9 protein-coding genes are annotated in these 12,332 nt (G+C 63.0%); 3 read left to right on the top strand and 6 right to left on the bottom strand.

Annotated features, from left to right (window positions below):
- Nucleotides 1-16: 16 nt before the first annotated feature.
- On the bottom strand, nucleotides 17-1,096 hold the full coding sequence (pstS, locus tag IEV58_RS04615) for a phosphate ABC transporter substrate-binding protein PstS (RefSeq protein ID WP_188408496.1): 1,080 nt from the start codon (nucleotides 1,094-1,096) through the stop codon (nucleotides 17-19).
- A 386-nt stretch (nucleotides 1,097-1,482) separates the two neighbouring features.
- Between pstS and IEV58_RS04610 the strand changes: the two genes are divergently transcribed.
- Nucleotides 1,483-2,517, top strand: a complete 1,035-nt coding sequence (locus tag IEV58_RS04610) for a Fe(3+) ABC transporter substrate-binding protein (RefSeq protein WP_308790875.1) — start codon at nucleotides 1,483-1,485, stop codon at nucleotides 2,515-2,517.
- A 49-nt stretch (nucleotides 2,518-2,566) separates the two neighbouring features.
- Nucleotides 2,567-4,300: an ABC transporter permease gene (locus tag IEV58_RS04605; protein ID WP_188408495.1), complete on the top strand. Its 1,734-nt coding sequence runs from the start codon at nucleotides 2,567-2,569 to the stop codon at nucleotides 4,298-4,300.
- On the opposite strand, the gene IEV58_RS04600 is transcribed toward IEV58_RS04605, so the two are convergent.
- The gene (locus tag IEV58_RS04600; protein WP_188408494.1) at nucleotides 4,270-6,222 is read right to left on the bottom strand and encodes an acetoacetate--CoA ligase; all 1,953 of its coding nucleotides are present in this window, start codon (nucleotides 6,220-6,222) and stop codon (nucleotides 4,270-4,272) included. The genes IEV58_RS04605 and IEV58_RS04600 overlap by 31 nt on opposite strands.
- 103 nt (nucleotides 6,223-6,325) lie before the next feature.
- On the opposite strand from IEV58_RS04600, the gene IEV58_RS04595 reads away from it, so the two are divergent.
- Complete coding sequence (locus tag IEV58_RS04595) at nucleotides 6,326-8,134, top strand: AsmA family protein (RefSeq protein ID WP_188408493.1); 1,809 nt, start codon at nucleotides 6,326-6,328, stop codon at nucleotides 8,132-8,134.
- 9 nt (nucleotides 8,135-8,143) lie between these two features.
- Here IEV58_RS04595 and IEV58_RS04590 read toward each other — a convergent pair whose 3' ends face one another.
- The 4 genes from IEV58_RS04590 to IEV58_RS04575 all read right to left on the bottom strand — a co-directional run bounded on the left by IEV58_RS04590 (nucleotide 8,144) and on the right by IEV58_RS04575 (nucleotide 12,206).
- Nucleotides 8,144-8,959, bottom strand: a complete 816-nt coding sequence (locus IEV58_RS04590; RefSeq protein WP_188408492.1) for an ABC transporter permease — start codon at nucleotides 8,957-8,959, stop codon at nucleotides 8,144-8,146.
- Nucleotides 8,956-9,855 carry an ABC transporter permease subunit gene (locus IEV58_RS04585; protein ID WP_188408491.1) on the bottom strand — a complete coding sequence of 300 codons (900 nt, stop codon included), beginning with the start codon at nucleotides 9,853-9,855 and terminating at the stop codon, nucleotides 8,956-8,958. Before IEV58_RS04585 ends, IEV58_RS04590 begins: the two co-directional genes overlap by 4 nt.
- A 5-nt stretch (nucleotides 9,856-9,860) precedes the next feature.
- On the bottom strand, nucleotides 9,861-11,012 hold the full coding sequence (locus IEV58_RS04580; RefSeq protein ID WP_188408490.1) for an ABC transporter ATP-binding protein: 1,152 nt from the start codon (nucleotides 11,010-11,012) through the stop codon (nucleotides 9,861-9,863).
- Between the two features lie 75 nt (nucleotides 11,013-11,087).
- Entirely contained in the window at nucleotides 11,088-12,206 is a 1,119-nt protein-coding gene (locus tag IEV58_RS04575) for a polyamine ABC transporter substrate-binding protein (RefSeq protein ID WP_188408489.1), read from the bottom strand.
- Between the last annotated feature and the right edge of the window lie 126 nt (nucleotides 12,207-12,332).

Here is a 12,332-nt window from a genome sequence, read left to right as displayed (position 1 = left end):
ACAGGTGGCTGGATCGTCAGTGTCCGGCTACGGCCCGACTGGCCCAGTAGTCTTCAACCTGGCGCGCAAGCGCGGGCGGCAGCGGCACGTAACCGAGCTCGAGGGCGGCTTTTGAGCCGGCGGCGGAGAAGGCAAGGCGAAAGAGATCCTGCACTCGACGGGAGCGGTGTTCCGAGCGATCGGCCGCGGGGATGATCACGAAAGTCGCGGCGCTGATGGGAAAAGCGTCTGCACCTGGCCGGTTGGCCAGAGAGACATGGAAATCCTTGATACCGGACCAATCAACGGATTGCGCTGCAGCCTGCACCCCTGGCGCGCCCGGCAGTACGAAATGGCCGGAACTGTTCTGAAGCGCGGGCATCTGGAGCCCTGAGCGCTCCGCCTGCCCGAATTCGGCATAGGCTATGGCTCCGGGGGTTGCCTTGACCGCTGTTATGAGGTCACGGGTTCCCTTGACACCTGTCCCGATCGGCCACGTAAGCGAGGTGCTCCGGCCGTAGGCGGTCTGCCACTGCGGGCTGACAGCGGACAGGTATTCAGTGAAGGCGTAGGTCGAACCCGATCCGTCCTTCCGGTGAAGCACGCTGATGCGGAGATCAGGCAGGCCCACTCCAGGATTGGTCTCCACGATCGCCGGATCAGACCATCTCTGGATCTTACCGAGATAGATGTCCGCGAGCGTCGCGCCGGAAAGACGCAATCCGCCTTGACGCATGCCTTCCAGATTGACGATGATCGCGACGGCACCCATCACGACGGGGAATTGGCGTTGCCCGTTCTGGGCGAGTGCTTCCGGTGCGACGGGAACGTCAGTGGCGGCGAAATCAAGGTCGGGCTGCTGCAACCGCATCAGCCCCGCCAGCGACCCCACGGGCTCGTAATCAACCGTCCAATCCGGAGAGCTGTAATCGCCACCGTCGGCGCGAGCCTCTTCGTAGGCCGCTGCCCAGGCTTCGATGATCGGAGCGGCAAAGGTCGATCCTGCTCCACGGATCGGTTCCGCAGTTGCGCTGGAAAAAGCGCCGGCCGCGAAAACTAAGCAAGCAGCAATGACCGCCCTCACCGCAACCGGTGAGATGTATAATACCGATCTCATATGCGTGAGCCTTCGGTTTTCAGTTGTTTTGCTGATAATACTTGACAGGCACGGCACTGATGCTGCCATCCGCCTGCTAGGGCGTGGGCGAGGGTTAGCTCGTCATTGATAAATCTGCTCGTTGACGTTTACGTGACACGGATTGCCACCGATGACACGCGGCCAATCAGTCCGCATTCCGCTCGATTGGACGCGTCAAGGTGACCTGTCCCTTAGAATGCAAGATTAGCAAGCGGCTTAGCCTGTTTTTATAACCATTCTAATTCCAATATACTTGTTGTGACTAACTTTTTTATTGACCGGTTTCTTGTGCTGCCCTATCGCGGGTTGCGGCAGATAGAGCCGTAGATACCGCGCGGGATGAAGCCCGCCCGAGGGAGGTCTTCATGGCACGTATGCTTTCGCTTTCCGCTTTGTTCGCCGTTGGCGCCACCGCAGCGCTGACCGGTTCCGCTGCCGCGCAATCAGGTGAAGTAAACATCTACACGACGCGGGAGCCGGGCCTGATCCAGCCGCTGCTTGATGAGTTTTCGAAGGAAACCAACATCAAGGCCAACGCCATCTTCGTGAAGGAGGGCCTTGTCGAACGGGTCAGGGCCGAGGGAGCCAACTCGCCGGCGGATCTTCTGCTGGTGGTCGATATCGGCAATGCGACCGATCTTGTCGCGGCAGGAGTGACACAGCCCATCACGTCCAAGCTCGTGGAGGAAACGGTGCCGGCCAATCTTCGTGGCACCGAAAACCAGTGGACTGCCCTCACCACCCGCGCCCGCGTGATCTATGCCTCCAAGGATCGTGTCGCCGAGAAGGCCATGACCTATGAAGAACTGGCAGACCCCAAGTGGAAGGGTAAACTCTGTATCCGCTCCGGAAAACATCCCTACAATACCGCGTTGATTGCCGCCTTCATCGCCAAGCACGGTGAAGCGAAGACCGAGGAATGGCTCAAGGGCGTCAAGGCAAACCTTGCCCGCAAGGCCGGTGGCGGCGACCGCGACGTGGCGCGCGATGTGCTGGCCGGGATCTGCGATGTCGGTGTTGCCAATTCCTACTATGTTGGCCTGATGCGGTCGGGCAAGGGTGGAGACGAGCAGGTGAAGTGGGGCGAGGCCATCAAGGTCATCCTGCCGACCTTCAGCGACAATGCGGGAAGCCACGTCAATGTTTCCGCCGCAGCCATCGCCAAAAACGCGCCGAACAAGGAAAACGCGGTCAAGCTGCTGGACTTCATGCTCGGGCATGAGGCGCAGGACCTCTATGCCAAGGCCAACTTCGAATATCCCGTCGCGGCGGATGCTCCGGTCGACCCGATCATCGCGTCCTTCGGCAAGCTGAAGGCCGACAGCGTACCGCTCGACGAGATCTCCAAGCATCGCAAGGCCGCGGCTGATCTCGTCGACAAGGTCGGCTTCGACAATTAATCCTTTGAGGATTGGCACGGCGCGGCCTGTGGTCGCCCGGGCCAACGCGATGGCCATCACACTTCCGTCCCTGTCTCGGTCTCGCCTGCGTGCGGCCCCTCGCCTGAGCGGCTGGATCATTGCCAGCGGCGCGATCGCTTGCCTCATCGCGGCACCCATCGTCACCCTCGCCTGGATCGCCGCCCAGGGCTCCGGCGATCTGTGGCCTCAACTCATTGCCTATGTCCTGCCGCGCGCGATCCGGGACACGACGATCCTGCTTGCAGGTGTCGGCACCTTGACGGCGGTGATCGGCGTCGGCACGGCCTGGCTTGTCACGGCCTATCGCTTTCCCGGGCGCGGCCTGTTCGACTGGGCGCTGCTGCTGCCGCTTGCCGTGCCCACTTACATCCTTGCCTATGCTTACCTTGACCTCCTGCATCCACTGGGCCCGGTGCAAGGTCTGATCCGCGCCATGCTCGGCATCGAGAGCCCGGTGGACTTCCGCCTCCCCGATATCCGCGGCATGGCGGGCTGCATCTTTCTCTTCGGCCTTGCCTTTTACCCTTACGTCTATCTCACCGCGCGGGCCATGTTCCTCATGCAATCGGCCTGCGTCATCGAGGTGGCGCGGACGCTCGGCTGCGGGGGGGCGGGTGCTTTCTTTCGGGTGGCACTGCCGCTCGCGCGTCCGGCTGTGGCGGTCGGGGTGAGCCTTGTCTTGATGGAAACGCTCAACGATCTCGGCGCCTCGGATCTTCTGGGCGTGCAGACGCTGACGGTTTCGATCTACTCCACCTGGGTGAACCGATCCAATCTTCCGGGCGCCGCGCAGATCGCCCTGGTGATGCTGGCGGTGGTGATCGGGCTTGTGATCCTGGAACGCGCCGCGCGGCGGCGGCAGGCCTATGCGGCGCAGGCGCAACGCAGCCGCAAGACCGACCCTGTCCGGCTTACCCCGGGGCACGCTGCTCTCGCCGTCGTAGCCTGTGCCCTCCCCATCCTCCTCGGCTTCGCTGCACCCGCCGGCTATCTCCTGCGCGAAACCTTCCGCCGCGCGCAGATGAACGGCTTTCCGCCTGATGTCATGCAGATGGCGGGTAACACCATGATGTTCGCCGCCATCGCGACGGTGATCACCATGGGCCTCGGCCTTTTGCTCGCTCACACGAGCCGCCTCGTGCGCCGCCCCTTGACCCGGGGCCTCGTGCAGCTGTCGAGCATCGGCTATGCGGTACCGGGCACTGTTCTGGCTGTCGGTCTTCTGGTGCCGCTTGCCAATCTCGACAACAGCATCGATGCCTTCATGCGCTCGCATTTCGGCGTGGCTACCGGCCTCCTGATCTCCGGTTCCGGCGCGGCGCTCATCTATGCCTATGCGGTGCGCTTCATGGCGATCTCCGCCGGCGGCATCGAGGCGGGCTTCGCCAAGGTGCCCATGAGCCTTGACTGGGCGGCACGCAACCTGGGCGAGACCGCCGCGGGCACCGCGCGGCGTATCCATCTGCCGCTGTTGCGGCCCGCCATCGGCGCAGCAGCGCTCCTGGTCTTCGTGGACTGCATGAAGGAGCTGCCGGCCACGCTTCTGCTGCGACCTTTCAACTTCGAGACGCTGTCCACCTACGTCTATGCCGAGGCCTCGCGCGGCACCTATGAGAACGGTGCCTTCGCGGCACTCCTGATCGTCGCCGCCGGGCTGTTCCCCGTCGTCCTGATGGCGCGCATGAGCCGGCCCCCCGCCGCCGAGGCCTTCGGCGGCGAGGAGCCCGACGATCAGGTGGTGAGTTCGGCCAGGCCGCGATAAAGCTCCAGAGCTTCCGGATTGGCCAGCGCCTCCTGGTTCTTGACCACCCGGCCATGGACGACGTCACGCACGGCAAGCTCGGTGATCTTCCCGGACTTCGTGCGGGGAATGTCGGCCACGGCCACGATCTTCGCCGGCACGTGCCGGGGGCTGGCCCCGGAGCGGATCTGGCGTTTGATGCGGTCCTTCAATCCGTCGTCCAGAACGGCCCCATCCTTGAGGCGCACGAACAGCACGATGCGGACGTCGTCATCCCAGTCCTGGCCGATGGCCATGGCCTCCAGCACTTCGGGGATCTGCTCCACCTGGGCGTAGATTTCCGCCGTGCCGATCCGCACTCCTCCGGGATTGAGCGTCGCATCGGAGCGTCCATGGATGATGATGCCGCCATGTGGCGTCCACTCGGCGAAATCGCCGTGGCACCAGATCCCGTCGAAGCGCTCGAAATAGGCCGAGCTGTACTTGGCGCCGTCGGCGTCGTTCCAGAAGCTCACGGGCATGCAGGGGAAGGCCCGGGTGCAGACCAGTTCTCCCTTGCCCGCGACCATGGGCCTGCCGTCCTCGTCCCAGACCTCGATCGCCATGCCGAGGCCGGGCCCCTGGATCTCGCCCCGCCAGACCGGTTCCGTCGGCAGGCCCAGCACGAAGCAGGAGACGATGTCGGTGCCGCCGGAAATGGAGGCGAGATGAATGTCCTCCTTGATGCCGTCATAGACAAAATCAAAGCTCTCGGCGGCCAGCGGCGATCCCGTCGAGGTCATGGTCCGGACCGTGGACAGGCTGTGCGTGTCCCTGGGGCGGACGCCGCCTTTCTTGAGCGCATCGATGAATTTCGCCGATGTGCCGAACAGGGTGACACCCTCCTCGTCCGCCAGATCGAACAGAACCGCCGGCGTCGGATGGAACGGCGAGCCATCGAACAGAACCAGCGTCGCCTCTGAGGCGAGTGCCGACACGAGCCAATTCCACATCATCCAGCCGCAGGTGGTGAAATAGAATACCTTGTCGCCCGGTTTCACATCGCAGTGGAGCTGATGTTCCTTGATGTGCTGGAGGAGCGCACCGCCTGCTGAATGCACGATGCATTTCGGTACTCCGGTGGTACCCGAGGAGAAAAGAATGTAGAGCGGATGCGAGAAGGGCAGCCGTTCGAAGGAAAGCTCGCCGGCCTCAAAACCGCTGATGAAATCGGCGAAGCTCGTGGCGTGGGGGAAGGACGCGGCGATCTCCCGCGATTGGCCCAGATAGTCCACCACGACGACCTTTTTCGCAGTGGGAAGGCCGGCGGTGATCGGTCCGAGCTTGGGCGCCACGTCAATGCGCTTGCCCGCATACCAATAGCCATCGGGACAGAAGAACAGTTTCGGCTCGATCTGACCGAACCGGTCGAGGACGCCTCTCTCGCCGAAATCGGGTGAGCAGGACGACCAGATGGCGCCGAGCGAGGTGACCGCGAGCATGACGGCGACTGTTTCGGGCATGTTGGGCATCATGCCTGCCACCCGATCGCCCACACCGACGCCTTCGGCCTTCAGCGCCTGCTGGAGCCGGGACACCAGGGCACGCAGCTCGTTCCACGACAGGCGGCGCTTTGCCTTGTCTTCGCCCCAGAACAGGATCGCGTCCCCGTCCCCACTGCCACGCAGAAGGTTTTCGGCGAAGTTGATCCTGGCCTCAGGAAAGAACCTCGCACCAGGCATGCGATCGTCGGACAGGAGGACATTCCCCTTGTGTCCGATCACCTTTCCGCGTTCCCAGACGAGGTCCCAGAAGGCTCCGCGGGACGCCACCGACCATTCGTGCAGGGCGCGCGTGTCGGACAACTGTGTGCCGCTCTTGGCTTCGGCCGCCTTTCGGAAGGCTTCCAACTGGCTGGAGGCGATCCGTTCCGGCGACGGTCTCCACAGCGGCTGTTCGGTCATCTTGGTTTCCTCCAGTGCTTTCCTTTGTGCTCTGGATCGTTATACAGGCCTTGTCTCGGCCTCAAGCTCGTCGTGGGCTTTGTGCTCAGCCTCGGACCCTTGGATGAAGCGTTTTCTCGCCGCCGCCATTTTCATCGCCATGACCATCGTCGTCATGGTCATGGCAGCGCGCATGCTTCCCGTGGATTCGGCCACGGCGGCGGTGCAGCGGCGCCTTGCCGATACCCTCGGTGCCCAACTCGCGCCGACAGCCGAGGCCAAGTTCACGCTCATCCCCTTTCCGATGATCCATCTGCCTGACGTCTCGCTGGTGGCGGAGGATGGAAACCTGCTGGTGACCTGCCGCGGGCTTACCGCGCGCCTCAGCCTGCTGGCGCTGCTCAGGGGTGAATATCAGCCGAGCAGCATCACGCTCGATGCGCCGGATATCGTCATTGCCATCCAGAAGGACGGGCATCTTTCCTGGCCCGGCGTCAGGCAGATCGTCGATGCCGTCAAAGCTGGCGATCAGGCACTGCCGAAGATCCATCTGTCCCGCGGAAGCATCGCTTGGCAGGACCTGCGCGACGGCAGCCGTATCGTGCTGTCGGATTTCAACGGCAGCCTCGGGATCGGCAGCAAGAGCGCGCTCACCATCGACGGCAGCTTCACCTGGCGGCGCGAGACGATAAGCGTTGAGATGGAGGTGGCCGATCTGGCGGCCTTCGGCGAAGGGCGCTGGAGCGAGGCCGAAGCCCGCTTTACCTCGCCGCCGGGCCAGATGCGATTTCGCGGCCGGGTGAATACGATATCCGGGCTGCAGCTCGACGGAGACCTCGCGGTCGATAGCCCTGCTGCGGACCGGTTCGCCGTCTGGCTTGCCAACGACTGGAACCGCTCCCATTGGCCCGCCGGGGAACTGGATCTGCGGGCGCAGCTGAAACGTGTTCCGGAGGCTCTGAGCCTGCTCAACATGAAGCTTTCACTGGGCGAGACCAGCGCGACCGGGGCCGCGGTTCTGAAGATGAACGATGGCCGTCCCCTGCTGCAAGGCACGCTGGGCGCGGACACTCTTGATCTGACGCCTCTTCTGAAGCGCCTTCTGAATTATGGCGTCAGCTCGGCTGGCTGGAGCCGGCAAGACTTCAAGATCAGCTCGTTCGAAGGCTTCGACAGCGAACTTCGCGTCTCCGCCGACAAGATCCTGTTCGGAAAGATCACCCTGGAAGACAGTGCCCTTCTCGCCGATATCCACGATGCCAACCTTTCGGTGCGGCTGGAGGAGGCGCGGACCTTGGGCGGCGCCATGTCGGCCACCATCAGGGCCGTGCCAAACGGACCCGATCTCGACCTCCGGATGACCGTTTCCGGCCGCGACCTTGCCATGTCCCAGATCTTCGAGCTGATCGGCACCGAGAATCCGGCCGAAGGACGCTCCGATATCCAGGCGGACATCAGCGGAAGGGGCCCGACCACGGAGGCCATTGCCCGCAGCCTCAACGGAACCATCATCTTGAATGCAAGGGATGGAGCTGTGCATGGCATCAACATCGCGCAGCAGCTGCAGCGGCTTGAGCGGAGCCCCCTGGCTTTGGGGTCCATGCGCGGCGGACGCACCTCGTTCAGCCGCCTTTATGGCGAGCTCAGCATTTCCAGCGGTATCGGCCTTCTGCGCAATCTGCGCCTGGAATCGCCTGACCTGCTGCTCGGCATGTCGGGAAGCATCGATGTCGGCGCCCGTTCGCTGCAGCTTGCCGGCACCGCTGCCCGCCGGGACAAGGAACCGCCATTCGTGCTGCCCTTCACGGTGACAGGGGACTGGCGTGCGCCGCTGGTGCGCCCTGACGTCGACATGCTCCTGCGCCGCTCGGATGCCGCCGCGCCGCTGTTTCCTTCGGCCACCATGCCCGCGCCCGCGCCAGTGCTGCCGTGACCGACGGCGTCAGCCTGCCGCCAGGCGCTCCGCCCTCTCCCGTTCGATAATCGACCGTTTCTGCACGAGCGAGGCGATGATGACGCCGATGGAGACGAGGCCGATCAGCAGCGTGCAGACGGCGTTGATCTCCGGCGTCACGCCGAGGCGGACCGACGAGTAGATGCGCATGGGCAGAGTGGTGGCCCCTGGCCCGGTCGTGAAGCTGGCGATGACGAGATCGTCCAGCGACAGCGTGAAGGCGAGCATCCAGCCCGCGATCACGGCCGGCGCGATGATGGGAAGCGTGATGACGAAGAAGGTCTTCCACGGCGGACAGCCAAGATCCATAGCCGCTTCTTCAAGGCTGCGGTCGAAGGTGACGAGCCGCGACTGCACCACCACCGCCACGTAGCAGAGCGTGAAGGTGATATGGGCAATGGTCACGGTCCAGAAACCGCGATCGAGGCCGATGGCGACGAAGAGCAGCAGCAGCGAGAGGCCCATGATGACCTCCGGCATGACCAGTGGTGCATAGGCGAGCCCGGAGAACAGGGTGCGGCCGCGAAAGCGCCTGAAACGGGTCAGCGCGACCGCTGCAAGCGTGCCGAGAACAGTTGCGATGGTTGCCGATAGGAAGGCGATGCGCACCGTGACCCAGGCGGCATCGAGAAGCTGGCGGTTGCCCAGCAAGGATGCGTACCACTTGGTCGAGAAGCCTCCCCAGACGGTGACGAGGCGCGAGTCATTGAAGCTGTAGATCACCACCAGCAGGATGGGGATGTAGAGAAAGGCAAAGCCGAGCGTGAGCGCGATCAGATTGACGGCCGAGAAACTGCGGTTCATCGCGCCGCCTCCACCTGCCGGGCCTGCATGTGCTGGTAGACGACGATGGGCAGCACCAGGAGGAGCAGCAGCACCACGGCGACGGCGGATGCCACCGGCCAGTCGCGATTGCCGAAGAATTCGCGCCACAGCGTCTTGCCGATCATCAACGTATCGGAACCGCCGAGCAGGTCAGGAATGACGAATTCGCCCACCGCCGGAATGAAGACGAGGAACGAACCGGCGATGATCCCCGGCAGCGACAGGGGCACGGTGATGAGCCAGAAGGCCTTCCACGGAGGACAACCGAGGTCCGCCGCCGCTTCCAGCAGCGTCGGATCGAGCTTTTCCAGGCTGGCGTAGAGCGGCAGCACCATGAAAGGCAGATAGGCGTAGACGATGCCGATGAAGACCGCCGTCTCGGTGTTCATGATGCGCAGCGGCTGATCGATGACACCGAGCCAGATCAGGAAGGCCGAGAGGAGGCCTTCCGGCTTCAGAATGCCGATCCAGGCGTAGACTCGGATCAGGAACGAGGTCCAGGACGGCAGGATCACCAGCATCAGCAGCATGGGCTGGATCGCGCGCGGCGCCCGCGCCATGGCATAGGCGAAGGGATAACCGATCAGGAGCAGCAGCAGCGTCGAGATGGCCGCGATGCGCAGGCTGGAGAAATAGCTCGAATAATAGAGACTGTCGGAGGCAAGGAAGGCGTAATTGTCGATGGTGAACTGCCGCGCCTTCTCCCAGATCTCGGCAAGGCTGTTGAAGGATGGGACATAGGGTGGCTGCGCCAGCGTGGGCGTCGACAGGCTGATCTTGAAGACGATCAGGAAGGGCAGCAGGAAGAAGACCGCCAGCCAGAGATAGGGCAGCGCGATGACAAACCAGCGGGCGTTGGGCCGTTTCTCCGCCATGACCGTCACCGGCTCAGAAGGACGCCGGCTTCCGGCGCCCACCAGAGGTGTACCTTGTCGTCCCAGGAGATCGGGCGTTCGACGGTGCGGGTCATGTTGGCCTGGCTGACGCGGAGGATCTTCCCGCCCGGCAATTGCACCAGATAGACGGTCCAGTCGCCGAGATAGGCGATATCGAAGATGGTGCCGGTCAATGCATTGGCCGTGCCGGCAGGCGGTGCGTCCAGCGACAGTCGCGTCTTTTCGGGCCGCACGGCGATCCAGGCTGTCGTGTCCTTCGCCAGATCCGCCTCGGAGGCGACTGTCAATGGCGCCTCCGCCTCCGCGCTGCCGATGGTGACACGCCCTCCCGACGCTCCGGTGATCCGGCCTTCGATGATGTTGATATCGCCGATGAAGTCGGCCACGTAGCGGGAATTGGGCTGCTCATAGATCTCACCCGGCGTCGCCACCTGGATCAGCTTGCCCTTGTCCATCACCGCCACGCGATCGGCGACGGTCATGGCCTCTTCCTGATCATGCGTCACGATGAGGAAGGTCAGGCCGAGCGTGACCTGGATGTCCATGAGCTCGAACTGCGTGTCCTGGCGCAGCTTCTTGTCGAGCGCGCCGAGTGGCTCATCAAGGAGCAGCACTTTCGGCTTTTTCGCCAGAGAGCGCGCGAGCGCCACGCGCTGCCGCTGGCCGCCGGACAGCTGATGCGGCTTGCGTTTCGCGAAGCTCTCCAGCCGCGTGAGCTTGAGCATTTCCTCCACGCGGGACGCGATCTCGCCCTTGGTCATGCCGTCCTGCTTGAGACCGAAGGCAATGTTGCCTTCAACCGTCATATGCGGAAACAGCGCATAGGACTGGAACATCATGTTGGTCGGGCGTCGGTACGGGGGGCGGCCGGCCATGTCCTCGCCACCGAGCGTGATGCGCCCCTCCGTGGGCTCCTCGAAGCCGGCGAGCATGCGCATCAGGGTGGTCTTGCCACAGCCGGATGGTCCCAACAGCGCGAAGAATTCGCGTTCATGGATATCAAGCGTCAGATCGTCGACAGCGGTGAAACCGCCGAAGCGTTTGGTGACCTTATCGAAACGGATCAGCGGAACGGCTGTGGGATCGTTCCATGGCGCGAAGCTGCGTCGAACCGGGCCCAATGCGCGTGTCGCCATGATGTCTCCTTCAGGTCCGCTTCAACAGAGATGCCCGGCCATGCGGCCGGGCATGATCCTTGATCCGACAGGCTGTTATGATCCGCTCTGCGCCCTGGTCCAGGCACGGGTGATGATGCGCTGGACCCGAGGATCCTCCACGGTCGACACCGTATAGAGGCGCTTCACCACGTCCTCGGTGGGATAGACGCGCGGATCCTGCGCCACCGCCTCATCGAGATATTCCTTCGCGGCCAGGTTGCCATTGGCATAGCTGACGAAGTTGGACGCCTTCGCGATCACTTCCGGACGCGTCATGTAGTTGATGAAGGCGTGTGCCTCATCGGGATGCGGTGCGTCGGCGGGGATCGCCATCTGGTCGAACCAGAGCTGGGCACCCTCCTGCGGAATGACGTAATCGACCTCGACTTTCTCAGCCGCTTCCGAGGCCGCCTGCAGAATGTCGCCGGAATAACCGACGGCCAGGCAGATGTCCCCATTGGCCAGCGCGTTGATGTATTCTGAGGAGTGGTATTTGAGGATGTAGGGCTTGAGTTTGGCCAGGTGCTCGCCGGCCTTCTCGACCGATTCGGTATTGTTCATGTCCGGCTCAAGGCCGAGATAGGTCATGACCGACGGCAGCAGATCCTCGGGGCTGTCGAGCAGCATGACGCCGCACTTCTGGAAGTTCTTCAAAACCTCGGGATCATAAACCAGCTTCCAGCTGTCGACCGGCGCATCGGGCATGGCCTCGTTGATCTTCTCGGGGTTGTAACCGATGCCGGTGGTGCCCCACATGTAGTTGACCGAATATTCGTTGCCCGGATCATATTTGGCCGCGCGCTCCGCGATGTCCGACCACATGTTCTTCAGGTTCGGCAGCTTTGACTTGTCGAGCTTCTGGAACACACCGGCCTTGATCTGGCGCGACAGGAAGGTGGCCGTGGGAACCACCACATCGTAGCCTGTTCCGCCCGTCACAAGCTTGGCTTCGAGGATCTCGTTGGAATCGAAAACGTCGTAGATGACCTTGATCCCGGTTTCCTTTTCGAAGTCCTTGAGGATCGCCTCGTCGATGTAATCCGACCAGTTGTAGACCCGCACTTCCTTGGCAAGAGCCGGGGCAGCGCAGCTGCTCGCAACGGCAGCAAGGAGCAGGTGGCGAAGAGAGGCGGCAAAAGCCATGGCGCTAAGATCTCCGGATTGATGGCTCATCTTGATGTCGCGGCTTCAGCGTCGCTCCGCCGCTTCGTCAGCCGAAACGTTAGTGATCTCACCAGCGCCACACAACGGTTTTTGGGCGGCTTTATCCTTTGGTTCGCAACATTGACGCTACACTGA

The organism is Agaricicola taiwanensis (genome assembly GCF_014635245.1).
GTDB classification, from domain to species: Bacteria; Pseudomonadota; Alphaproteobacteria; order Rhizobiales; family Methylopilaceae; genus Agaricicola; species Agaricicola taiwanensis.
Note: the sequence above shows the minus strand (reverse complement) of the source record. Positions and strands in the feature narration are given on the sequence as shown.

Coding starts and splice junctions, on each gene's coding strand:
- pstS (WP_188408496.1), bottom strand. CDS start 1,096: ATGAGATCGGTATTATACATCTCACCGGTTGCGGTGAGGGCGGTCATT.
- IEV58_RS04610 (WP_308790875.1), top strand. CDS start 1,483: ATGGCACGTATGCTTTCGCTTTCCGCTTTGTTCGCCGTTGGCGCCACC.
- IEV58_RS04605 (WP_188408495.1), top strand. CDS start 2,567: ATGGCCATCACACTTCCGTCCCTGTCTCGGTCTCGCCTGCGTGCGGCC.
- IEV58_RS04600 (WP_188408494.1), bottom strand. CDS start 6,222: ATGACCGAACAGCCGCTGTGGAGACCGTCGCCGGAACGGATCGCCTCC.
- IEV58_RS04595 (WP_188408493.1), top strand. CDS start 6,326: ATGAAGCGTTTTCTCGCCGCCGCCATTTTCATCGCCATGACCATCGTC.
- IEV58_RS04590 (WP_188408492.1), bottom strand. CDS start 8,959: ATGAACCGCAGTTTCTCGGCCGTCAATCTGATCGCGCTCACGCTCGGC.
- IEV58_RS04585 (WP_188408491.1), bottom strand. CDS start 9,855: ATGGCGGAGAAACGGCCCAACGCCCGCTGGTTTGTCATCGCGCTGCCC.
- IEV58_RS04580 (WP_188408490.1), bottom strand. CDS start 11,012: ATGGCGACACGCGCATTGGGCCCGGTTCGACGCAGCTTCGCGCCATGG.
- IEV58_RS04575 (WP_188408489.1), bottom strand. CDS start 12,206: ATGAGCCATCAATCCGGAGATCTTAGCGCCATGGCTTTTGCCGCCTCT.